Annotated in this window: 28 protein-coding genes; 21 read left to right on the top strand and 7 right to left on the bottom strand. The window is 26.1% G+C overall.

The window, feature by feature from the left end; genetic code table 4:
- Positions 1-212: 212 nt before the first annotated feature.
- Positions 213-1,283 carry a hypothetical protein gene (locus AAHF53_RS05640; protein WP_342189781.1) on the bottom strand — a complete coding sequence of 357 codons (1,071 nt, stop codon included), beginning with the start codon at positions 1,281-1,283 and terminating at the stop codon, positions 213-215.
- Between the two features lie 23 nt (positions 1,284-1,306).
- Entirely contained in the window at positions 1,307-1,672 is a 366-nt protein-coding gene (locus tag AAHF53_RS05635; protein WP_342189780.1) for a hypothetical protein, read from the bottom strand.
- Positions 1,673-2,092: 420 nt separating this feature from the next.
- Between AAHF53_RS05635 and AAHF53_RS05630 the strand changes: the two genes are divergently transcribed.
- The 16 genes from AAHF53_RS05630 to AAHF53_RS05555 all read left to right on the top strand — a co-directional run bounded on the left by AAHF53_RS05630 (position 2,093) and on the right by AAHF53_RS05555 (position 12,844).
- Entirely contained in the window at positions 2,093-2,365 is a 273-nt protein-coding gene (locus AAHF53_RS05630) for a hypothetical protein (RefSeq protein WP_342189779.1), read from the top strand.
- 17 nt (positions 2,366-2,382) lie between these two features.
- Positions 2,383-2,526 carry a hypothetical protein gene (locus AAHF53_RS05625; protein WP_342189778.1) on the top strand — a complete coding sequence of 48 codons (144 nt, stop codon included), beginning with the start codon at positions 2,383-2,385 and terminating at the stop codon, positions 2,524-2,526.
- Positions 2,527-2,772: 246 nt separating this feature from the next.
- The gene (locus AAHF53_RS05620) at positions 2,773-2,907 is read left to right on the top strand and encodes a hypothetical protein (protein ID WP_338968593.1); all 135 of its coding nucleotides are present in this window, start codon (positions 2,773-2,775) and stop codon (positions 2,905-2,907) included.
- A 19-nt stretch (positions 2,908-2,926) separates the two neighbouring features.
- Positions 2,927-3,172, top strand: coding sequence for a hypothetical protein (locus AAHF53_RS05615; RefSeq protein ID WP_342189776.1), 246 nt, complete (start codon positions 2,927-2,929; stop codon positions 3,170-3,172).
- A 24-nt stretch (positions 3,173-3,196) separates the two neighbouring features.
- Complete coding sequence (locus AAHF53_RS05610; RefSeq protein WP_342189775.1) at positions 3,197-4,183, top strand: hypothetical protein; 987 nt, start codon at positions 3,197-3,199, stop codon at positions 4,181-4,183.
- A gap of 3 nt (positions 4,184-4,186) precedes the next feature.
- Entirely contained in the window at positions 4,187-4,372 is a 186-nt protein-coding gene (locus AAHF53_RS05605; protein WP_342189774.1) for a hypothetical protein, read from the top strand.
- A gap of 101 nt (positions 4,373-4,473) precedes the next feature.
- Positions 4,474-4,722 carry a hypothetical protein gene (locus tag AAHF53_RS05600; protein ID WP_338967900.1) on the top strand — a complete coding sequence of 83 codons (249 nt, stop codon included), beginning with the start codon at positions 4,474-4,476 and terminating at the stop codon, positions 4,720-4,722.
- Positions 4,723-4,744: 22 nt separating this feature from the next.
- Positions 4,745-5,137 carry a hypothetical protein gene (locus AAHF53_RS05595; RefSeq protein ID WP_342189773.1) on the top strand — a complete coding sequence of 131 codons (393 nt, stop codon included), beginning with the start codon at positions 4,745-4,747 and terminating at the stop codon, positions 5,135-5,137.
- A 267-nt stretch (positions 5,138-5,404) separates the two neighbouring features.
- Positions 5,405-7,285: a hypothetical protein gene (locus AAHF53_RS05590; protein WP_342189772.1), complete on the top strand. Its 1,881-nt coding sequence runs from the start codon at positions 5,405-5,407 to the stop codon at positions 7,283-7,285.
- A 46-nt stretch (positions 7,286-7,331) separates the two neighbouring features.
- On the top strand, positions 7,332-7,856 hold the full coding sequence (locus tag AAHF53_RS05585; protein ID WP_342189771.1) for a hypothetical protein: 525 nt from the start codon (positions 7,332-7,334) through the stop codon (positions 7,854-7,856).
- 618 nt (positions 7,857-8,474) lie between these two features.
- Positions 8,475-8,609 carry a 50S ribosomal protein L34 gene (gene rpmH, locus AAHF53_RS05580; protein WP_215826699.1) on the top strand — a complete coding sequence of 45 codons (135 nt, stop codon included), beginning with the start codon at positions 8,475-8,477 and terminating at the stop codon, positions 8,607-8,609.
- 17 nt (positions 8,610-8,626) lie between these two features.
- The gene (rnpA, locus tag AAHF53_RS05575) at positions 8,627-8,956 is read left to right on the top strand and encodes a ribonuclease P protein component (RefSeq protein WP_338967806.1); all 330 of its coding nucleotides are present in this window, start codon (positions 8,627-8,629) and stop codon (positions 8,954-8,956) included.
- A 12-nt stretch (positions 8,957-8,968) separates the two neighbouring features.
- On the top strand, positions 8,969-10,027 hold the full coding sequence (gene yidC / locus AAHF53_RS05570) for a membrane protein insertase YidC (protein WP_342189770.1): 1,059 nt from the start codon (positions 8,969-8,971) through the stop codon (positions 10,025-10,027).
- A 17-nt stretch (positions 10,028-10,044) separates the two neighbouring features.
- Positions 10,045-10,650: a protein jag gene (locus AAHF53_RS05565; RefSeq protein ID WP_342189769.1), complete on the top strand. Its 606-nt coding sequence runs from the start codon at positions 10,045-10,047 to the stop codon at positions 10,648-10,650.
- A 49-nt stretch (positions 10,651-10,699) separates the two neighbouring features.
- Positions 10,700-12,064, top strand: a complete 1,365-nt coding sequence (gene mnmE, locus AAHF53_RS05560; protein ID WP_342189768.1) for a tRNA uridine-5-carboxymethylaminomethyl(34) synthesis GTPase MnmE — start codon at positions 10,700-10,702, stop codon at positions 12,062-12,064.
- A 12-nt stretch (positions 12,065-12,076) separates the two neighbouring features.
- Positions 12,077-12,844: a TatD family hydrolase gene (locus tag AAHF53_RS05555; RefSeq protein WP_342189767.1), complete on the top strand. Its 768-nt coding sequence runs from the start codon at positions 12,077-12,079 to the stop codon at positions 12,842-12,844.
- A gap of 66 nt (positions 12,845-12,910) precedes the next feature.
- On the opposite strand, the gene AAHF53_RS05550 is transcribed toward AAHF53_RS05555, so the two are convergent.
- The 5 genes from AAHF53_RS05550 to AAHF53_RS05530 form a co-directional block, all read right to left on the bottom strand.
- Positions 12,911-13,939 carry a rod shape-determining protein gene (locus AAHF53_RS05550; protein ID WP_342189766.1) on the bottom strand — a complete coding sequence of 343 codons (1,029 nt, stop codon included), beginning with the start codon at positions 13,937-13,939 and terminating at the stop codon, positions 12,911-12,913.
- Positions 13,940-14,617: 678 nt separating this feature from the next.
- The gene (locus AAHF53_RS05545) at positions 14,618-15,634 is read right to left on the bottom strand and encodes a rod shape-determining protein (protein WP_342189765.1); all 1,017 of its coding nucleotides are present in this window, start codon (positions 15,632-15,634) and stop codon (positions 14,618-14,620) included.
- 80 nt (positions 15,635-15,714) lie between these two features.
- The gene (locus AAHF53_RS05540; RefSeq protein WP_342189764.1) at positions 15,715-16,746 is read right to left on the bottom strand and encodes a rod shape-determining protein; all 1,032 of its coding nucleotides are present in this window, start codon (positions 16,744-16,746) and stop codon (positions 15,715-15,717) included.
- Between the two features lie 160 nt (positions 16,747-16,906).
- Positions 16,907-17,980, bottom strand: coding sequence for a rod shape-determining protein (locus tag AAHF53_RS05535; protein WP_338967792.1), 1,074 nt, complete (start codon positions 17,978-17,980; stop codon positions 16,907-16,909).
- A 216-nt stretch (positions 17,981-18,196) separates the two neighbouring features.
- Complete coding sequence (locus AAHF53_RS05530; protein WP_342189763.1) at positions 18,197-18,691, bottom strand: hypothetical protein; 495 nt, start codon at positions 18,689-18,691, stop codon at positions 18,197-18,199.
- A 678-nt stretch (positions 18,692-19,369) separates the two neighbouring features.
- Here AAHF53_RS05530 and rsmA point away from each other — a divergent pair.
- The 5 genes from rsmA (at position 19,370) to AAHF53_RS05505 (ending at position 23,756) form a co-directional block, all read left to right on the top strand.
- Positions 19,370-20,239, top strand: a complete 870-nt coding sequence (gene rsmA, locus AAHF53_RS05525) for a 16S rRNA (adenine(1518)-N(6)/adenine(1519)-N(6))-dimethyltransferase RsmA (protein WP_338967790.1) — start codon at positions 19,370-19,372, stop codon at positions 20,237-20,239.
- A complete protein-coding gene (locus tag AAHF53_RS05520) occupies positions 20,229-21,224 on the top strand; it encodes a ribose-phosphate pyrophosphokinase (RefSeq protein ID WP_342189762.1) in 996 nt (331 codons plus the stop codon). Before rsmA ends, AAHF53_RS05520 begins: the two co-directional genes overlap by 11 nt.
- Before the next feature lie 67 nt (positions 21,225-21,291).
- Positions 21,292-21,849 (top strand): aminoacyl-tRNA hydrolase, encoded by a 558-nt coding sequence (gene pth, locus AAHF53_RS05515; RefSeq protein WP_338967788.1) that lies wholly within the window; start codon positions 21,292-21,294, stop codon positions 21,847-21,849.
- A gap of 51 nt (positions 21,850-21,900) precedes the next feature.
- The gene (locus tag AAHF53_RS05510; protein ID WP_342189761.1) at positions 21,901-23,187 is read left to right on the top strand and encodes an adenylosuccinate synthase; all 1,287 of its coding nucleotides are present in this window, start codon (positions 21,901-21,903) and stop codon (positions 23,185-23,187) included.
- A gap of 20 nt (positions 23,188-23,207) precedes the next feature.
- Positions 23,208-23,756, top strand: a complete 549-nt coding sequence (locus AAHF53_RS05505; RefSeq protein ID WP_338967786.1) for a DJ-1 family glyoxalase III — start codon at positions 23,208-23,210, stop codon at positions 23,754-23,756.
- Positions 23,757-23,774: the final 18 nt, after the last annotated feature.

The raw sequence follows: 23,774 nt of genomic DNA, 5'->3' as shown, positions 1-23,774 counted from the left end.
CTTGAATTACTTCCTATAAATATCATAACTTTAAAGTGGAAAAAGTTATCCATAAAAAATAAATAAATGTGGATAACTATAGTTATCCACATTATTATCCCCATTTATTTCCTTTATAAATATTGAATTTTTAATAGTTATCCACAAAATTTAATAATAACTAAAAAATTGTTAATTACTTGTTAATTAGATGTTAGTAATTGTTATTAAAATTAATTTCAATTAATTAGCTTTTTAATATTATAGCTTTCTAATTCCAAAATATCATTAGGTAAACGAATAATAATTCTTTCATTTCTAAAAATAATAAGTCAAAAATTTCTTTGATTAATAGTAATAAAAAATGGGTTTCATCTATATGACATACTAACCTTAGTAACTAAGTTTAATTCTTTCATTAAAAGAAGAGCAATTTTTTGAGCATTTTTAAAATTTGTAATTTCATCATAAGAAGTTTTAGTATTCGCGACCATATCAAAAATATTTGGTTTCTTTGCTAATAAAATTTCTTCTAATAAATATAAAATATAATCTTTAACATTTTTAATTTTAAATAAAATTTCTTTTTGTAATGAACCAATTTTAATATTAATTTTAAAATAATCACCGTTAGTAACTTTTTTTGAATTATCAATGATTTTTGCTTTGGAAGGATTTATAAAATCGATTTGTAAATGATAATATTCATTACCAATTAGATTTTGAATTAGAATTTTTACTAATTCAAAAGCATCATATCTTGTATTATTAGTCGTAAATTTATGTTCATTGTAATCAAATTCTTTTTCAAAATAATTAATAATTTTATTTAATATCATTTGATTTTTTTTAGAAATAGTAATATTAATTAAATGCAATTTAATTGGTTGATATATTTGATCATTTATTAATTTATCATTAATATAAATCGCTAAATAAATACTCATTTCTTTTAATTGCAAATTGTTATTATTATTTTGATAATCTCATAATTTGATAATAACTTTTTTATTTTCTTTATTAATTAAATTTTGATTTAACTTTTCATTTACTTTTTTAATAGCATCTTCTTGGGTATTATCTTCATTCAAATTAAAATCATATTTATTTAAAAAGAAAGTTTTAATTTCTTTAATTAATTCATTATTATCTTCTTCTTTTTCAAATTCAACAATTTTAGTTATTTCAATTATTAAATTTTGTTGTTCATTTTCTAAATATTTTATTTGCTTTCAAACTAAAGCTAGCATCATATCGCGTTCAGTAATTCCTAATGTATTTAATTTTGCTAGAAAATCACGCATTTTATGGAAGCGTTTAATAATTTCTATAAAGTTATCTTTAATTTCATTAAATGTGTTTTTTTATTAAAACTACTAATAACTTTACTAACTAGAAGTAATGCTTGTAGTTGTTTTAATTGCTTACTAAAATTTGTAATATGTTCGTCTAAGCGTTGAAATTCATCAAGGCGGTCTTGAAGACCTAATGCAGGATCTTCTAATGTTTTAAATTGATTATTAATATCATCATTAATAGTTTTAATTACCTTTTGAATACTGGTAATTATTGTTGTTGAATTTAAAGCAGTTTTAAATGTTGTCTTAGTAAATATTCCTTGATTTTTATTAATATTACTAATAGTAGATAATGAAATTAATAATGTGCTGAAAAAAGTTAATGATTTTTTCATAAAAGTTTTTACCTCACTTTATTTTTTATTTAATAAATTAGCAAATATTTTTCTAGAAATTTTAGAATTTATAATATCACAACTTTCTTGCTATTGTTTATATTAACCTATAACTTTTATTGTACATAGTTTTATTAATTATTTTAAATTAAGTTTAAAGCAATTTATGTTGTTGGTCGCGTTTAGTTTTCTTAGGTATTTTTTAAAAAAGAAAAAATAGTCATTTACTATAAATTATTTCAATATGCAAATTAAGTATATATTTCTTATGTATGATTTTTGTTGTAAAAAATTATTTTAATGTTGTTTTTATAAGCATTTTACTTAGTTTTTATAACCTTTTATTAAGAATATGTTTGTTAATATTAAATATTTTGTTTTATTAATTATTTTTCAAGTAAAAAGGTAATAAATTTTTAGTTGCTTTTCTTTCAAAATTATTCAAATCTTTACCCACCTAACAAAACTTTATGCGCCCTCACGATTGAATTAATATTTATTATTATCAGCATCATGCTATTGGCATATTTTGCTTATAAAATTTATGCCAAAATAAAAATGCGAATTAAATATAAAAATGCCATTAAAAATAATACTGGTAATTTCACGAAAGACGAAAAAGTATTTATTGCTCGCTTTGAGGAATGAGTTAAAGCTCCTAATTCAAAAGAAAATAACGCGGATAAAAAATAATGTTTTGAAAAATTATCATGGAATTCTTAGAACTGTTTATTCCGATAGAAAAAATGCCTGCACAAGTTGCATTTATTGCCGGATTAATTATTATCATTACTTTTCTTTTCGCATTAATTTCAATTATGTATTTACCAATAAAAATGATTTTTGGGAGATAAAAAATGACGGTAAATTTAAAAGAATTTAATTGAGAACAAATCAAACAAACTTTCTGAGATTTATTTATTCAAATTACAACGATTCCGGCTCATATTTAGTGGTGGTAAAGAAATTGATTTAACTCAAGAAACACTTTGACTTTTAATAGCAAACATTGCTTTTTGATTATTAACAGCGATTATGGTGTGATTTATTCTAATGCTACTTTGAAAAACCATATCAGTATTTAGATAGGGAAAAAATTAATGTCAAGAAGTTACATTGTGATGCATTCCCAAAGAAATTCAAAATTAATTAGGAAAAAATATAATCGTGTTAAGGTTAATCGTGGCTTTAACAAATTTAAGAAAAACTTTGAATATAAATGATGAATGTTTTAAAAAGAAAGGGGGTGATTATATGTTTGGAACTTTCTTGGCTGATGCACCTGCAACAGTAGAAAAAATAACAGCTAGTGACGCGATGACTAAATTATGAAATGCAATTATAACGGCTTTTACTAAAATGTGAGAAATTATTGCTGTTAATATGCCACAAGTCGGTAACTTCTTTGCTGACTACTGAATATTCATTTTTCCATTTATTTTGGCAATATTCTTTATTTGCTTTAAAATGTTTGAAAAATTACTTGGAGCGGTACGCTAACAAAAAAATAAAGTGAGGTGCAAGATGAAATTTTGCAACTGAATAATAGAAAAAAATAACCATTTTATTGAATTGAATCGCACCTCATTTTTAATTTTATGACATTGCGGAGCAATTTGATATATTTACAACGGTTATTTTAAAAACATTGTAAGCTATTTATTTTTAGCAGGTTGTATTTTAATTTTTCTTTTTAAAATCGGTAATTTAACACAAATTAACAAAGTTATTAATTTCTTAAAAAATTCACCATTAAATATTGTGATTGGTTCATTAGGAACTGGAAAAACTGCTTTTCTAGTATACGCATCAAAATTACTAAAAAAGAAGAAATATCATATCGCCTCAACCTTTCCATTACTAGAAACCCAAAAATTAAGTTTAGGACATATGGGATTATTAGATTTTGATTATCCGGTATTGCCAGACAAAACCTTACTTTTATGAGATGAAACTAACTTATTTTTAGAAGGAACTGATTGAGAAAAAAATAATACCAAAAACGAAGAAACTGGTATTCAAGAATATTTCGCTCTGGCACGCCATTTCGGTCATATTGTGCTGGCTAGCGGTCAAAGAGATAAACATATTTGAGTTAAAGTTCGTGATATTGCCAATAATGTGATTGTGGGAATTCGCAAAAAACCCGTTAATATTTTTCGCCCCTACTTAAAAGTCATCTATGGCACCTTTACAAGCATTGAAGAATATGAACGCTGACGAAACACCTTAATTGATGCTAAAAATAGCAAAAAGGGTCGTCGCATTAAATATCGTGATATTCCTGAACTTGATATTTATTTTTTTAAACTAAAAATCCCGCTACCAATATTAAACACTTACAATTCTTTTTACCTAGCATTTTTAAGAGATTATTTAAATGCAAAAGTAAATCCTGATTATGAAGATAAATACTATACTGATACGGCAATTGATTTAGAAGACTTAGAATACTTAAAAATGGATAAATTTAGTAAATTTTTAAGAAAAATGAAAGAAAAGGAACAATAAAAAATGGAAAATCTTGCAAAAATGGCCGACTTTCTCGCCCAAATGCTTTATAAAGTTTTTGATTTAATTTGAAGTTTGGAAGTACCAGGAACGAATATTCAACTAATATTTCCTCTATTCTTAACGCTGGCTGTAGAATTTCTTATGGCAATTATTCTTGGATTTGGTAGTCAACAAGTTAATTTATAAAAACAACGCCAATATGCCGTTAAAAATAAAGGGCGGTTAAGTGCATGAGGAAAAGCTAAAAAACAAATAAAACCAATAAAAACAAAACAAGGTAACTAACAATGTTTAAACTAATTATTATTTTTATCTTAATAACTGTTCTTGGATTATTAGCTGGTAGTCATTTTGAAACTTTAACGAACTATATTAGCGAAGGGCTTGCCAATTTCCAAAAGTTTATTACTAGCAATTTAACAATTTTAGATTTGTTTAAACCAATGGCACGAACATTTTCGCAACACCCAATTTTTACCATTCTTGGTGTAACTTGTGTGCTGATTGCTTTATTTATTGTGATTAAAGGACGATAAAAAATATGAAAGGAGAATTAAAATGAAAAAACTTTTAGGAAAATTATTTAAAAAAGATAATTCAAAAGAAAAAATGCCATTAAAATTAAAAATTAAAAATTCTTTTAAAAAGCAGTGGTTAAAAATCGTATTAAGTATCGTTTTCATCTTTATAAGCTTATTAATTTGTGCATTAACAGTAAGTGATGCTAAATGAATAACCGGAACAAGTGACGAATTTAATGACTTTATGAATAAAGAAATGGTTAATTTCTTTGGCAAGTTCAATAGTGGTATTATGCTAGCGGGAATATTTGTTTTTTGATGAGGCGGAGCAATATATTTTGCAATTAAATTTGAAAAATTCATCCGCTTGATTATTCAAAAAATTAAAAGAAAAAGAGCCTTGAAAAATGAAATCAAACAAACTCATTAATTCTTTAAAAAAATATTGATGGAGAATTTTACTTTACATTTTTATGATTATTATCTTTTTCATTTCATTTTTAAAATTGGAAATTAATGATTTGAAGTTATTATATGAAAAATTTTAATTATTAATTTCACTTATGAGATACTAGGATATTTAGATATATGCATTACAATAGTGGTAATTATAAACTGTGGTATTGAGTGACTTATTAAAAAAATTAAAGAAAAAAGAACAATGAAAAATAAAATATTTTAAAAAGGAGTGATAAAAATGTTTATGAAAATATTTACCGTGCTAACTATTAGTTTGAATAACATTTTTACCATTCCCCAAAACATTAACAATGATGAAATAACAACACAATCACTAATTAGAACTAAAAGACAAAATAATAAAATTTATAATTTTGAAATCAAAAACTTACAAAAGGTGAGGTTTCATTTTGGCGATCGCGAAACTTGGCCAACAACTAGACTTATAGAAGTTAACATAAAGAAAGAAGATAATATCAATCTAAATGAAAAATTACCAGAATTTAAAAACTTAAACGATTTTACTTTCAAATTTATACAATCAGAATTCTCTAATAATAAAAATAAACAAGATGAAATAAGACAATTAATAACTACATACGGAACCAAAGTAGGAAAGAAAGAATGAATAATCAATAAAAAAATAACAATCAAAGCACAAGGCACAAATTTAAATGACTACAAACAAGATGATAATACAACAGATTATAGTTTAATATGTACAAATGATTTTGAAATTGAAATTAAAAAAGATAGCACCGATATTGATTTACCAGAAACAACTATTAACTTTGACGGTAATCACAAATACAGCGATGTTATTGATAACCTTGATTATTTAATGATTCACCGCGGTGATTTTGATAAATTTAATTACTCTTATCTTTATTGAACACCAGTATTTAATTTCATTAATACTTTAGAAAAAGGGTATTACAAAGAATTTACCATTAAAAATCACGGTTTTAAAAACGAAAGCTATTTTTATCACAAAACTTCTAGTAGTAAAGATGAAATTAATACAAATATTTTGAAAATTAAAGCTTTTAATAAAACCTTAATTGCGGGTAATAACTATTTACAATTATTACACAGTGAAAGTGAAATCTGAAAATATGACACTGCAAACGATAACGATTATTACTTAATTAAGTATCTTTTTGGTACCTTAAATTATCTTAATGTTAAATTTAGTTTTTTGAGATACGATCCTGAATTAAAAAATGACATTTACCTTTATTTTAAAAACAACATTCCTAGTATTAACAACAGCGAGTACAAAAATGTTTTTGACGAAATCTATGAAATTCTTGGCAATTTCTTTTCCAGTTTATTTTATGCGACTTTTGATATGGACGAAAAAACTCATACCGAAATTGATTTTAAAGGCGTAGATAATTATAACAAGAACTATTTTATTCAAATTGGATTTTTTTATCGCTCGTTAATTACTTTTTATCCCAAAAAATACTTAATAAATATTATAGGAGACTCAGAATTATTACTAAGAAGTTATTTTTTTACTTTTGATAAAAAAACGCACCAAGAAAATTTTAATGCTATTAAAAATAATAATAGTATCTATCAAATTGAATTTAATGTTCTTAAATCTTACGACAATAAACTGATTACCTTGCCAACCAGTAAGACTGCTAACAGCATTAATTACTTCAATACGGACATTGATATTCGCTATGGCATTAATATTTTTACCTTAACTTTTCCTTTGTACCATAAAACAAATACCTCTAATTATAATTTTAAAATTTATGACTTTAATGTCCTTAATTCCACAGCGTTTATACCTGATGGTTCAACCAACTCGGAATGAGATGACATAATCCCGCCAGCAAATTGTAAATATTCTGGACGATGAATACCTACTTTTAATGACATTGGCTGTGCCATTCAAAATGCTGGTATCAAAATGATTAATTGAATGCTAACGGCCTCACAAATCATTACCATTTTACGACCATTAGCAATCATTGCAAAAGCAACAGTTAACTTTTCAACCGCAATTTTCCCGGTTTTTAAAACAGTACCAGCTTTTTACTATACCTTTCAATTTTTAATCGGTTTTGCCATCTTTCTAATGATATTAAGAATTTTTGTATAATATATATATATATATATTGAAAAAATAAAATAAAGGAGTTAATTTTATGAAATTTTTAAATATAACCGCTGTTTTAGGATTAATAACACTACCAATAATCGGCTGTTCCAAAAAAACAAATGAACCAGTAAAACAAAAAAATAAAGATAGTAATAAAGATATTAATAAAATTTATAATTTTGAAATCAAAAACTTACAAAAGGTGAGGTTTCATTTTGGCGATCGCGAAACTTGGCCAACAACCAGACTTATAGAAGTTAACATAAAGAAAGAAGATAATATCAATCTAAATGAAAAATTACCAGAATTTAAAAACTTAAACGATTTTACTTTCAAATTTATACAATCAGAATTCTCTAATAATAAAAATAAACAAGATGAAATAAGACAATTAATAACTACATACGGAACCAAAGTAGGAAAGAAAGAATGAGTAATCAATAAAAAAATAACAATCAAAGCACAAGGCACAAATTTAAATGACTACAAACAAGATGATAATACAACAGATTATAGTTTAATATGTACAAATGATTTTGAAAATGAAAATGAAAATCTCCCTAATAACTAAATTTAAAAACCGTTAAAATCATTACGGTCGCGTTTAGTTTTCTTAGGTATTTTTTAAAAAAGAAAAAATAGTCATTTACTATAAATTATTTCAATATGCAAATTAAGTATATATTTCTTATGTATGATTTTTGTTGTAAAAAATTATTTTAATGTTGTTTTTATAAGCATTTTACTTAGTTTTTATAACCTTTTATTAAGAATATGTTTGTTAATATTAAATATTTTGTTTTATTAATTATTTTTCAAGTAAAAAGGTAATAAATTTTTAGTTGCTTTTCTTTCAAAATTATTCAAATCTTTACCCACCTAACAAAACTTTATGCGCCCTATTAATAATTTTTAGTGTGTAAAAATTCAATAATATGGTAAAATAATCGTGAATAAAAATGACAATAACAAGAAAGGCGGGGTTAGTTTAGTAATTAAATAATATAATTAGCTGATTGTTTTACTTCTTCGAAGCAATACCTAAGAAAACTAAACGCGACCCGACCTATGTTTTAGTTTGACTTAATAAGGATATGTCTGTAAAATTAATTGGAACTATAATTACTTTTTTAAAGTTTTTTTATTTTAGTTTAAAAACAGTAACTTATTTTTAAAGAGGAGAATGACAATGAAAAGAACCTATCAACCATCAAAAGAAAAAACAAAAAAAGTTCATGGTTTTCGTTCAAGAATGGCAACAGTTGCAGGAAGAAAAGTTTTACAAAACCGACGCAGAAAACAACGCGCTAAGTTAACAGTATAAAAGGATTTAAATACACCTTGCAAAAGAAATTTCGTTTAAAAAAGAATTATGATTTTCAAAGAATTATTAATGGAAAACAAAAAATTCATAATAATTCATTTGTTATTTATTATGCAAATAATTCATTAGATCATTGTCGTTTTGGAATATCAGTTAGTAAAAAAAATGCGAATGCTGTTAATCGTAATCGGATTCGTCGCCAAGTTCGTTCAATGTTACAAAAGGTTTGATGCTTAAAAAATAATAATATGGATATTATTATTTTAGTAAGACCACCTTATTTAAAACAGGAATATAGTAAAAATCAAAGATTTTTAGATATTTTGTTAAAAAAAATTATTAAATAATGGAGAAAAATTATGGACTATAAAAAATATTTATTTGCGCCTAATAAGCCACAAACTCCATGGTGAAAACAAGTTTGAAAATTTGGTAAAATTTTCATTTATACCTTTTTTATTGTTACCTTTTTATGAGGTTGTGGACAGATGTTTGATCCTAATGTGTCAACAAGTGGAAAAACTACGGGTGCAGGTTCAATATTTGGTACTTATTTTGAATTACTTTTCCCTGGTGATGGCAATAAGACACATTTTATAAATGGTGAAGAAGAATTACCTTTTAATGGTATTTCTAGTTGAAGTGAAGCTTGAACAGTTACTAAATCACCATTTTTTGGTTTATTTGTTTATCCAATTGCTGCATTATTATGAGTATTACTAAAAGGTTTTAGTGGTGGAATTGCTGCTGAACCAACAGCAGCTGCAGCAATTGGAGCAATGTTTGTTACCGCTTTAATAATTAAATTAATTACTTTAGCCTTTTCTTGAAAATCGCAAAAAAATCAAGAGAAAATGCAAGCAATTCAATTAAAACAAGGCGAGATTCAAGCAAAATATAAAGGTTCAACTGATCCCCAAGCAAGACAAAAAATGCAATTAGAATTAATGGGATTATATAAAAAAGAAGGGGTTAAACCTTTAGCATCATTTGCAAGTTTATTTTTATCAATGCCATTTTTATATGCGATGTTTATGGTTGTTCGTTCAATGAGAATTTTGAAAGAACAAGAGTTTGGGGCAATTTCTTTTACAATAACGCCGTGAGAAGGATTAAAAGCAGGAGACTGAGCATATTTAGCAATTGTTTTTGTTTATTTACCAATTCAAATTATTTCAATGTTATTACCAATGTATTTAAATCGTGGTAAGAAAAAAGTTTTTACTAAAGAATCGAAAGCAGCACAAAAGAAACAATTAATTACACAGTTAATTATGACGGGGGTGTTTATGTTACTGGTCTTTACAATTGGTTCAGGAGTTGCGATATATTGAATTTTTTCTGGGGCGTTGCAAATTGGACAAACAGTTTTATTTCATTATATAAATAAGAATGTTAAGTATAAAAAGAAAAAATAAATTTGGAGTTGAATTAAATGGAACAAAAAATATTTAAGAAACGCGAAGATTTAAAAACTTTTATTGAGCAACAAGATGAACTCCATTTTTACATTATTAAAGAAGAAATTAAAACATTTTTAAAAAAACAAGTGATTGCCTTAATATATAATATGAGTGATGTTAAAACCTATTTAGTTGGTGTTTTGCAAGGACTTTTAACAGAGTTAGACTTTAATGATATTGAAATTAAAATTTCACAAATTAACTATGAAACGATTAAAGTTAATATTAATTGTGATAATAATGCGTTATTAATTGGTAAAAATGGTTATGTATTAAGTTCTTTACAAAATTTATCTAACTGTTATTTATCAAGTAAGTTTCATCGTCGTTATATTGTTAAAGTTGATGTTAATGACTATTTTCAAAGACAAGAGAGTAATTTAATTAATTTAGCAAAAAACACTGCTAAAAAAGTATTGTTTACTAAAAATGATATGGCATTATTACCAATGCCTAATAATCAGCGAAGAATTATTCATAATGAATTAAAAAAATTCGATAAGGTTATTAGTGAATCTCAGGGTTCAGGTAATAAAAGACATATTGTTATTAAATATCTTGAAAGCAGTGAAATCTAGTCGTTAATGTCTAGATTTTTATTTTTAAAAAAGAAATTTGGTGATATTTATGATTAATGATACGATTATTGCTTTAGCAAGTGCTCCTCTTAAACAAGCCATTGCTATTATTAGAGTTAGTGGTCCAGAAACATTTTCACTTATTAATAAAGTATTTAGTAGAAATATTTTAAATGCTTCAAAAGAAAAATATTTCGGAAGGATTATTAATCCTAATACAAAGATAATTATTGATGAAGTAGTTTTAGTTTGCTACTATAAAAGTAGTTCATTTACTGGTGAAGATACTATTGAAATTAATTGTCATGGTAGTATGTTAATTGTTAATAAAATTATTCATTTATTATTAACAATTATGAAAAATGATAATATTCGGTTAGCAACTGCGGGCGAATTTACAAAAAGAGCATTTTTAAATGGAAAAATTGATTTATTACAAGCACAAGCGGTTAATGATTTAATTAATGCGCCTAATGATGAAGCGTTAGCATTAGCAATGAATAGCTTAAATGGTAATAATAGCAAATTATTAAAAGAACTTGAAACAAGATTATTAGAGTTAATAGCTAATATTAGTGTTAATATTGATTATCCTGAATATGATGGGGTTGAAAACTTAACCCAAAAATTAGTTTTAACTCGTACAAATGAACTTTATAGTGATTTATTAACCATTACTAAACAAAGTAAAATTGCTCAGGTTATTAATGATGGCATTGATACTGTAATTATTGGTAAACCTAATGTAGGAAAATCAACTTTATTAAATGCTTTATTAAAAGAAAATCGCGCGATTACTTCAACAATTGCTGGAACAACCAGAGATATTGTTACGGGAAAAATAAATATTGATAATATTTCTTTAAACTTAATTGATACCGCAGGAATTAGAAATACTAATGATATTATTGAACAATTAGGAATTCAAAAATCAAAACAGTATTTAGAAAAAGCCCAGTTAATTTTATTAGTGCTTGATGGTAGCAATATTTTAGATGATAATGATATGTTATTATTAGAACTAGTTAAAGATAAAAATTGTATTATTGTTATTAATAAAGTTGATTTACAACAAAAACTATCTGTTTCGCTTTTGCCATTAAGTTCAGTCCCAATAAGTGCTTTAAACAATGATTTTAATCCCTTAATAGATAAAATTAAAGAGATGTTTTTACAAGAAAAAATTAATTATCATAATAATTTAATTTTGACATCAACCCATCACCAAATGTTATTAGATAAAATTACAATGACAATTGATGAAGCAATTCAAGCTTTAAACAATAGTATGCCGTTAGATTTAGTAATCCTTCATTTTCAAGAAGCGTGAGATTATTTACAAGAAATTAATGGTAAAATAATTAAAGATAATCTCTTAGATGAAATGTTTAGTCGCTTTTGTCTAGGTAAATAAGGAGTTTAATTAGTGAATGGTTTATTTGATACGCATTGTCATTTAGTCTCAGATTCATATCAAGATGAAGATATAAATAATATTTTAGAAGAAGCGAAATTAATTGGTGTTAATTTAATTTGTAATGTTGGTTATGATTTAAAAACTAGTAAATTAGCAGTTGACCAAGCATTTTCTTCACCCGATGTATTTGCAGCTGTTGGCATTCATCCTAACGATGTTAGTAATCATCAAGAACACCATCTTTATGAATTGGAAGAACTAATTAAAACAGGAAGTGTTTGTGCTATTGGTGAAATTGGATTAGATTACTATCGCAATCAAGATAGTAGTGATTTACAAAAAGAATGATTTATTAAACAAATTAAATTAGCTAAAAAATATCAATTACCAATTTTAGTTCACATTCGTGATGCTTTTGATGATGCTTATGAAATTTTAAAACAATATGATGTTGTTGGCATTATGCATTGTTTTTCAGCAAATACAAAAACTGCTAATAAGTTTATTGAATTAGGATATTATATTTCTTTTTCAGGAATTCTTACTTTTGAAAATGCTAAAGATTTGCAACAAGTTGCTAAAGATATTCCCTTAAATAAAATTGTTTTAGAAACTGATGCTCCGTATTTAACACCTGTTCCTTATCGGGGAACAAAAAATTATCCAAAAAATATTATTTTTACTGCTAAAAAATTAGCAAGTTTAAAAAAAATATCCTTAAATGATGTTATTATCACAACAACAAATAATGCGAAACGAATTTTAGGAATTAAATAAAAAAATGCTCTTAAATTTTATAAGAGCATTTTTTTATGTTTGTAATTTTATTTTTTTATAAAAATCTTAGTAAGAATTTTGAATTTGTTCAAAAATATCAGTTTCAAACTTTTTAGTACCATTAATAACTGCTAATAAAGGATATTCACCAATTTTAGTTGGTAATTCTAACTTTTCTGTAATGTATTTATCCGTTCCTTTTAATAATGCCCCACCACCACAAATCGTAATGCCATTTTTATAAATATCACCAGATAGTTCCGCTGGAGTTATTTCTAATGTTTGAGTAATTACTTCAATAACTGGTAGCATAGCTTGTTGTAAAACTTGCCGAATTTCTTCTGGTTTTAAGATTGCTGCTTGGGGTCTACCATTAACATAGTGCCGACCATAAATTTTAAAATTATTTTCATCATCATATTGTGTTAAAGAACCAATTTTAATTTTAATATTTTCTGCTGTCGTGCTACCAATTTCAATTCCATATTGAGTACGAACATATTTTTGAATTTCATTATTAAAATAGTTTCCTGCAATTTTAATAGATTTAGATAATACAATGTCACCAGATGCAATAACGGCAATATCAGTAGTTCCGCCTCCCATATCAATAATTAGTTGCCCGTGAGGACTATTAATATTTACGCCACCACCAATGGCCGCCATTTTTACTTCTTCTTCAATAAATACTTTTTTAGCACCTAGATTGTGACCAATTTGTTTTAAAGCTTTCTTTTCTAAATCAGTAACGGCTGAAGGACAAGCCAGTAATAATGCTGCGTCATTAATACGGTTTAAAATTTTTAAATTCATAAAAATATATTGTAATTGGGCTTCTGTAGCTTTAACATCACTAATAACCCCATTGGTCATTGGTTTGATAACACGAATATTTTTATTACCTTTTCCTACCATTTTTCTAGCAGCTTCGCCTACTGCAATAATTTCATTACGATTAATATTGTATGCAATAATTGAAGGTTCATTATAAACAATGCCTTCTCCTGAAATATAAATTAATGTATTTGCTGTGCCTAAATCAATTGAAATATATTTAGGTTTTTGCCTTTTTCCTTTGAAACTAAGTATGTTCATACGATTTATTTCCTTTCTTACGATCCATTTTCTATTAAAACTAAAATGCTATTTAAATAGCATTTTAACCTATAATACATTTTAACAAAGTATTTAGTAATATGCTATTAGATTTGCGATATTGGTCGCGTTTAGTTTTCTTAGGTATTTTTTAAAAAAGAAAAAATAGTCATTTACTATAAATTATTTCAATATGCAAATTAAGTATATATTTCTTATGTATGATTTTTGTTGTAAAAAATTATTTTAATGTTGTTTTTATAAGCATTTTACTTAGTTTTTATAACCTTTTATTAAGAATATGTTTGTTAATATTAAATATTTTGTTTTATTAATTATTTTTCAAGTAAAAAGGTAATAAATTTTTAGTTGCTTTTCTTTCAAAATTATTCAAATCTTTACCCACCTAACAAAACTTTATGCGCCCTGCGATATTACTAGCAATGATATTAGCATATTACACTGATAGTAGTATTTTAGTTTTAAAGGTAAATTACCGTGAATAATAATTTTTCATAATTAAACTGATAAATAAATGAAGGCAATGATTTGTAACTCATTGCCTTTTTAAAAAATTAACTAATTTAAAATATCAAGTTTAAACTGCTATTAATAAATATTTATTATTATTTTAATTTTGTAATAATAAATTAAAAATGTCAATTATTTTGATATTTTTTAACCAAAACGACGGTTTCGCCCTTGAAATTCAATTTCTTCACGAATTGAATTTTCTCAAGATTTAGTACCTTCAATAACACATAGTAATGGATTATTAGCAATATTAACAGGAATAGTAAATAAAGCTTTAAAATGTTTTTCAATTCCTGGGATTAAAGCACCACCACCACAAAAGTAAATTCCATTGCGGAAAATGTCACCAACTAATTCTGGATCAGTTTTTTCTAATACTTCGGCAATTAAGTCAGCAATATTGTTAAAAAATGGTAGTAAGATTTCTCTGATTTCACTATTATTTACGCGAATTTGTTTTGGCATTCCGTCAATCATACCTCGGCCATAAACTTCTAAATAGACTTCACTAGCATCTTTATGTAATGTTCCTAAGGTTCTTTTTAAGGTTTCACCAGTTTTTTCACCAATAATAATATTATGGCGAGCTCGTAAATATTTTTGAATTTCAGTTGTCATATGTCTCCCAGCAACTTTAATTGAACTAGAAACAGCAATATCTCCTGATGAAAGAACAGCACAATCGGTAGTCCCCCCACCAATATCAACAACAAGATTACCTTCAGGATTACTAATATTAATACCAGCGCCAACAGCTGCCATTTTTATTTCTTCTTCAATAAAGACACTTTTAGCACCTAATTTACTTGCCATTTCTTTTAAAGAATTATGTTCTAATTCCGTAACTGATGAAGGGGCTGCTAATAAAACAATGGCATTTTTTCATATTTTAAATAATTTAATTTTTTCAAAAATCGCCTTTAATAGTTCTTGAGTTGCTTTTAAATCACTAATAACCCCATCACTAATCGGACGCACTAAGCGAATGTTTTTATGTTCCTTACCAATTAAACTATAAGCATCATTTCCTAAAGCGACTAAGGATTTCTTTTTAATGTCATATGCCATTACTGAGGGTTCGTTAAAAACAATTCCACGGTTTGATGAATATATGACAAGGTTTTCTGTGCCGAGATCAATTGATACATAGTTTTTAATCATACAATTCTCCTTTTTTATTTTTTACTTATTTTTAATTTTATCATTAAATAAAATTAAGTATATATTTTTGTAAAAACTATTTATAACCCTTGATAAATTTCTTTTTCAATCCGTTTTGTACCCTCAATAACACATTTTAAGGGGTCATTAGCAACTTTAACTTTAATATTAAACTTACTACTAAAATATTCATCAATCCCTGCTATTAGGGCACCACCGCCACAAATTGTAATGCCATTTTTAATAATATCCCCAGCTAATTCTGGCGGGGTTGATTCCAAAACTTCAGTTAAAACTTCTGAGATACGATTAAATTGGGTAATAATTACGGGTCTAATTTCGTCAGCAGTAATATTAATTTCTTCGGGTCTTCCCGAAAGAACATTACGACCATAAGCAATGAATTTTTTATTTTCTTTCGTTTCACTTAAAGAACTAATTGCATGTTTTAATTCAATAATACTTTTAATACCAATAGAAATATTATATTGACCACGAATATATTTTTTAATTTCATCATCTAATAAGTTACCTGCTACTTTAATACTCCGAGAAATAATAACGCCTTTTGATGCAATAACGGCAATATCAGTAGTTCCGCCACCAATATCTAATACTAAGTTACCACTTGGCAAATTAATATTAATGTCAGCCCCAATGGCCGCCATTTTTACTTCTTCTTCAACAATAACAATTTTTGCTCCCATATTGTAAGCAACTTTTTTTAAACCATCGCGCTCTAATTGTGTAACCCCCGATGGGCAAGCTAAAACAACAATGGCATTTTTTCACATATTTGATAATTGCAATTTTTTAAAAATAGCTTGTAGTAAATCTAAAGCTGCGTCTAAATCAGAAATAACTCCATCAACTAGTGGTTCAATAATTTTAATATTGTCATTAGTTTTACCAATAATTTCAAAGGCTTCGTGTCCTAAAGCAAATAATTGGTTATTTTTTGATAAATCATAAGCAATCATTGAAGGTTCGTTATAAACAATTCCTTGTCCTGCGATATAAACTAATGTATTTGCTGTTCCTAAGTCTAAAGCAATATAATTACGCTTTGTGCCTTTAAGGAAGCGCTTAAATTTTTCTAAAATGTTTGTCATATCGATACTCCTTTTCTTCTGAATTTATTTTATCAAATTTTAAAGTAATTCTAACGGCAAAATGTCCTATTTTATAAAATAGGACATTCAAAAGTTTTTAAACATTAATAATTTTAATTTTGTAATAATAAATTAGAAATATCAATTATTTTGATATTTTTTAACCAAAACGACGATTTCGTTTTTGTGACACTTGAAATTCAGTATCATTTTGGTTTTCTTCAATAATTGCTCTTGCTAAAGTATCACTAAGTTTTTTTTCAAAACTTTTTGTACCATTGATTACCGACATTAATGGATCATTAGAAATCCTTACAGGAAATTCAAAAATACTTTCAAAGTATTTATCAATTCCTTTAATTAATGCACCACCGCCACAAATGGTAATACCATTTTTAATAATATCACCAGCTAACCCAGGAGGGGCACTTTCTAAAACATTAATTGTTAAATCAATAACTTTAGAAAAAACATGTAGCATTACATTGCGAATTTCTTCAGGATTAACAAGAATTCTTTTCGGTAAACCAGAAACAATATCACGACCATATTTTTCAGTTTTCTTTTCATTAGGAAATTTAATTAAAGAGCCAATTTCACATTTGATTTCTTCAGCAGTTTTTTCACCAATAACAACATTTTGTTCTGATCTTAAATATTTTTGAATTTCTTCATCAATGTATCTGCCAGCAACTTTAATCGAACCAGAAACAATAATGTCACCAGAAGCAATAACGGCAATATCAGTAGTTCCCCCACCAATATCTAATACTAAATTACCAACAGGTAAATGAATGTTTATTCCAGCCCCAATGGCCGCCATTTTTACTTCTTCTTCAACAAGAACATGACTTGCGCCCATTTCTGATGCAACTTTTCTTAAAGCTGTTCGTTCTAATTCAGTAACACCAGATGGACAAGCCAATAGGACAATAGAATTTTTTCAAACATTAGTTAAACGAATGCGATCAAAGATGTAGCGCAGTAAATCTGTTGTTGCTCCTAAATCAGAAATAACACCATCAACTAATGGTGTTACCATACGAATATTGCTATGAGTTTTTCCCACCATTTCGTATGCGGCACTTCCAACAGCAATTAATTTATTAGTACGAACATCATATGCCATTACTGAAGGTTCGTTATAAATAACACCTTGTCCAGATACGTATGCTAATGAATTAGCCGTTCCCAGATCTAGTGATAGGAAGTTAGCTTTTTTTTGATTAAACATCAACTTAAATCCTCCTTTTTAAATTTAGATAATCACAGTAATTATAGTATATAAAATTTATTTTTCAATCAATATAATTTCTTTTTAAAAGTTAAATGACTATTTTGTGAAATTATCATCATCTTTATTTTAATTATGAGATATTTTAAGAAACTAAGTCAACATAAAATTAATAAAAATTTTGTAAAAATCACAAATAGTTAGGACATTTGATTTTTAACTAGTTGTTGCAATTGGTAAATTAAGTAATATTGTTGTTTTACCTTTTAGTGGTTGATAACCTAAAATCGTTATTTTAACAATTTTGTTAGTAGTTGATAAGTCAATATATCTAGGTTTTCCTCAATTAAAATATTCATCAAAACCAATAACAAAATTATTTTCAGTTACTGAACTTTCTCGTTCTTTTAATATTTTTAATATTTCTGGTTTGATTGCTAAATTTAATTCATATTCTTTAACTTGTTGAGGATTTGTTGCCTTAATTTTGGTAATTGTAATTGAAGTAATATAGCGAACATCTTTATTTTTAAAGTATCTTAATATTTCATTTTCTTTGATGATTTGAGCATCGTTATTATTTTTATTAGGTTGCAAATTTGGTTTATTTATAGTGAAGCTATTATTTTTTTTATTCTCACAAGAAATTAAATTTACTGTTCCAGCGACTGTTAAAATAGTTTCTCCTAAAATTATCAAAATTTTTTTCATATTTTATTATCCTTTATTTTATTTTTTACTTGATATTGTAATAAGAGTAATGCTGATTTGTTGTAAGACTTTAAACTTTTATTATGCTTTATTCGGTTTTAATTAATTATAAATTGCATTTTTAACACTAATATTATTTTCTTCATCAACTTGTTTTAAAAATTGATATTAATAATACCATACCATAGAGTTATGAGAAGGTACAAGTCTTTTTATAAAAATGGTCAAGGCAGATTTAATGGTGATTTTAATATTTTTTTAATTGTGCAAAGTATTGGGGATGGTAAATTTTTAATGGGCGCATAAAGTTTTGTTAGGTGGGTAAAGATTTGAATAATTTTGAAAGAAAAGCAACTAAAAATTTATTACCTTTTTACTTGAAAAATAATTAATAAAACAAAATATTTAATATTAACAAACATATTCTTAATAAAAGGTTATAAAAACTAAGTAAAATGCTTATAAAAACAACATTAAAATAATTTTTTACAACAAAAATCATACATAAGAAATATATACTTAATTTGCATATTGAAATAATTTATAGTAAATGACTATTTTTTCTTTTTTAAAAAATACCTAAGAAAACTAAACGCGACCTTTTTAATAAAAATTTAATAATATTTTATTTACTATGTTATAATTATATGATATGAAAAACTATTATAGGATTTAAAAATGAAACCACAAGCAGTACTTTTAAAATATAATTTACATCCGATGAAAAAATGAGGACAGAATTTTTTAAATAATGAACAAATAGTTAATCAAATTACGAATAGTTTTAGATGTGAGAATACTGATGGCATTTTAGAAATTGGAACCGGATTAGGAATAATGACGGTTAGTCTTTTAAAAAAGGCACAAAAAGTAGTTAGCATTGAAATTGATAAAAAATTAATTCCAATTTTAAATGAACAATTTAAAAATGAAGCAAATTTTAAACTTATTAATGATGATTTTTTAAATGTTAATTTACCATTATTAATTAAAGAACATTTTGTTAATATTAAACGAGTTCATATTGTTGCTAATTTACCATATTATTTAACTTCACCAATTTTATTTAAATTATTAGATAATGTTCAATATTTTACGAGTTTTACATTAATGATGCAAAAGGAAGTAGCTCAAAGAATTACTAGTTTACCAAATAATAAAGCATATAGTAATTTAAGTGTAATTTGTCAGTATTATAGTAAAGTGAGTATTCCTTTAAAAGTAAGTCGTCATAATTTTTTTCCTGAACCTAATGTTGATAGTTGAATTGTTCATTTTGCTTTACAAAAAAATTATCAAGTTGATAATGAAAGAGAATTTAATGATTTTGTTCGCAAATTATTTGCTATGAAAAGAAAAACTTTACTTAATAATTTAAATCTGATTACTAATAATAAACAAATTTCTGAATCATTAATTTTAAAATTAAATTTACCTTTAACCATTAGAAGCGAACAGTTAACAATTGAACAGTTTATCAATTTATACCATTTTGTTAAAGATAATGGTAATATAATATTAACGAGGAGGTCATTTAATGACAAATAATAGTTATGAGCATGTTGCTTTTTTTGGATTGAATGCCAGTAAAAAATTAGCACAAGAAATTTGTAATATTCTTAAAGTTCCTTTACAGGAAGCAAAAGTAAATAATTTTGCAGATGGTGAAATTTCTGTTGAATCTTTAATGTCAGTTCGTGGTAAAGATGTTTATGTAATTCAATCAACATCATTTCCAGTTAATGAAAATTTAATGCAATTATTAATTTTTATTGATGCTTTAAAACGAGCATCAGCTAATAAAATTAATGTTGTAATTCCATATTTTGGTTATGCACGACAAGATCGGAAAGCAAAAGGGCGACAACCAATTACTGCCAAATTAGTAGCTAATATGTTAACTGGTGCTGGTGCTGATCGGATTATGTTAGTAGACATTCATTCATCACAAATTCAAGGTTTTTTTGATATTCCTGTTGATGATTTACGATCAAGTCATGATTTTGCGGAATATTTTTTAGAAAAAAAACTTAATAATGTTGTTGTAGTATCGCCAGATCATGGTGGTGTTACCCGAGCGCGACATTTAACAACTTATTTACCTGGCGAATTAGCAGTTGTTGTTAAAAAACGCCCTGAACCTAATGTTAGTGAAGTTGAATTTGTGCTTGGTGATATTAAAGATAAAAACTGTATTATTATTGATGATATGATTGATACGGGTGGTACCATTGTTAATGCAGCGAGAGCATTAAAAGATGCTGGTGCCAAAACTGTTTATATTGCTGCCACGCATCCAATATTTAGTGGTAAAGCTGTGGAACGGTTAAAAAATGCGGTCGCTAGTGGTATTGTGAATGAAGTTGTTGTTACTAATTCAATTGAATTGTTAGAAGCAAAAAAATTTACTGGTTTAAAAATAATTTCTATTGCTGGTTTTTTAGCGAAGATGATTAATGCTTCTATTAATTGTGAATCATTGTCAGAAATATATGCTACTCGTTCAAAAAAATTATCAAATTTACAGGAGTAATAGTTAATTAACTCGAATTCTAGCGAGTTTTGTTTATTTAATGAATTTTTTGCGAAAGGTTAAAAAAATGAAATTAATTGTAGGTCTAGGAAACCCTGATAAAAAATATGTCCATACGCGACATAATATTGGTTTTCAAATTATTGATGCTTTAGTTAAAAAATGAAATATTAAGTTAGATAGTAAAAAAATGGATGGTCAATATGGTAAAACGATTAAAAATAATGAAAGTATTATTTTGTTAAAACCATTAACATATATGAATTTATCAGGATATAGTGTTTCATCAATAACTAATTATTTTAAAATTGCAATATCCGATATCATTGTTATTTATGATGATGTTGATTTACAACTTGGAGTTATAAAATTACGGCATAGCGGTAGTAGCGGTGGTCATAACGGTATTAATAGCGTTATTAATAGTTTAAATAGTAATAAAATTAAACGGATTAAAATTGGTATTGGTAAAGATAATGCTTATGATACTAGTTCTTGGGTTTTAGGTAAATTTACTAATAAAGAACAACCAATCATTGATGACACCGTTAATAAAGTTTTAAATATTATTGATGATTTTGTTGTTGATTTTAATTTTGAAAGAGTTATGAATATTTATAATTAAGTTTTGTAGTAAAATACAAGTAATAATAAAATAATTAAAGGAAGTAATGAAATGAGAAATACATTAGCAATTATTGGTAGTCAATGAGGTGATGAAGGAAAAGGCAAAATAAGTGATTATTTTGCGCAAAATAGTGCCGTTATTGTTCGCTGAGCTGGTGGTGATAATGCTGGTCATACAATAGTTTTTAATAATGAAAAATATAAGTTAAATTTAGTTCCGTCAGGGATATTTAATGAGCAAGCAATTAATATTATTGCTAATGGTTGTGTTATTAATTTAGAAAAGTTAATTATAGAAATTAAAAGCTTACAAGATAAGGGTTTTTCGTGTCGTAACTTAAAAATTTCAAATCGTGCCCATATCATTATGCCATATCATTTAAAAATTGATGAATATCAAGAAGCAAAGCGAAAACATATTATTGGGACAACTAAAAGAGGCATTGGGCCCACATATGAAGATAAAATCGCAAGAGTAGGCATTAGAATTTGTGATTTAGAAAATCCATTAACATTAAAAGCAAAATTAGAAAATGTTATTGCGATTAAAGAAGATATTTTAAAACAAATATATCAAGATAATTTGCATATTATAGTAGATGATTTATTAAAACAATGTCAAGAGTGATATGCGGTAATTAAACAATATGTTTGTGATACTTCATTATTATTAAATAATTTAATTAAAGCAAATCAAAAAGTATTATTTGAAGGTGCCCAAGGAGTAATGCTAGATATTGACCACGGAACATATCCTTTTGTTACTAGTTCTAATCCCTCAGCATCATCAATTGCTGTTGGGGCAGGAATTGCTCCGTGAATGGTTAATAATATATTAGCAATTAGTAAACCATATAATACTCGTGTTGGTAGTGGTGTATTAATTACGGAAATGAATGCTGAAATGGCCCATACAATTAGAGAAGTTGGTAAAGAATATGGTACGATATCATTACGACCACGCCGGATTGGTTGATTAGATATTGTTGTTTTACAACATGCAAGTCGTGTTAATGGGTTTACATCATTAGCAATTATGCTTTTAGATGTTTTAAGCAATATTAAATTATTAAAATTATGTGTTGCTTATATTTATAAGGGTGAAAAAATTAATTATATTCCCGCTGATATTGAAGAGTATGAAAAATGTCAACCAGTTTATATGGAATTAGCTGGTTGAGAAGCGGATATTACAAAAGTAAAATCGTGAGCAGAGTTACCTGAAAATGCTAAAATTTATTTACAAACAATTAGTAAATTAGTTGATTTACCATTGGCATTATTTTCTGTTGGTCCAGATCGTGAACAAACAATTTTATTAACTGAAATATTTTAAGAAAAAAGAGGTTTTAATTAATGGCAACAGTAGCAATTTTTTTAGCAACTGGTTATGAAGAAATTGAAGCAATAACTGTTATTGATATTTTACGAAGAGCAAAAATTAATATTGATATTATTAGTAGTGAAAATAAAGATTTTATTGTGGGTGCTAATAATATTACTATTAAAAGTGATTATTATTTTAGTCAAATGCCTAATGATTATGCGATGCTAATTTTACCTGGTGGAGCGACGGGTGTTAATAATTTACAAAAAAATGAACATTTAATGAACTTATTAAAAACATTTAATGAACAAAATAAATTTATTGCTGCGATTTGTGCTGCCCCGCAAATTTTAGGATTGTTAGGCATTGCTAATAATAAGAATATTAGTGTTTATCCTGAGTGTTTCAATGGTTTAGAAACTGCTAAAATTATTAGCAATGAAGCGGTTGTTATTGATGGTCATATTATTACGGCATCATCACCTGGTGTTGCGATTAAGTTTGCTTTACAACTAGTCGCAATATTAACTAATGATAATATTAAAGAAATGATTACAAAGCAGTTAGTAATTTTATAAATCTATTTCCATAAAGGA

The organism is Spiroplasma endosymbiont of Dilophus febrilis (assembly GCF_964030685.1).
Taxonomy (GTDB): Bacteria; Bacillota_I; Bacilli_A; order Mycoplasmatales; family Nriv7; genus Nriv7.
The sequence above is the reverse complement of the archived record's forward strand: the minus strand, read 5'-3'. Positions and strand labels throughout refer to the sequence as shown.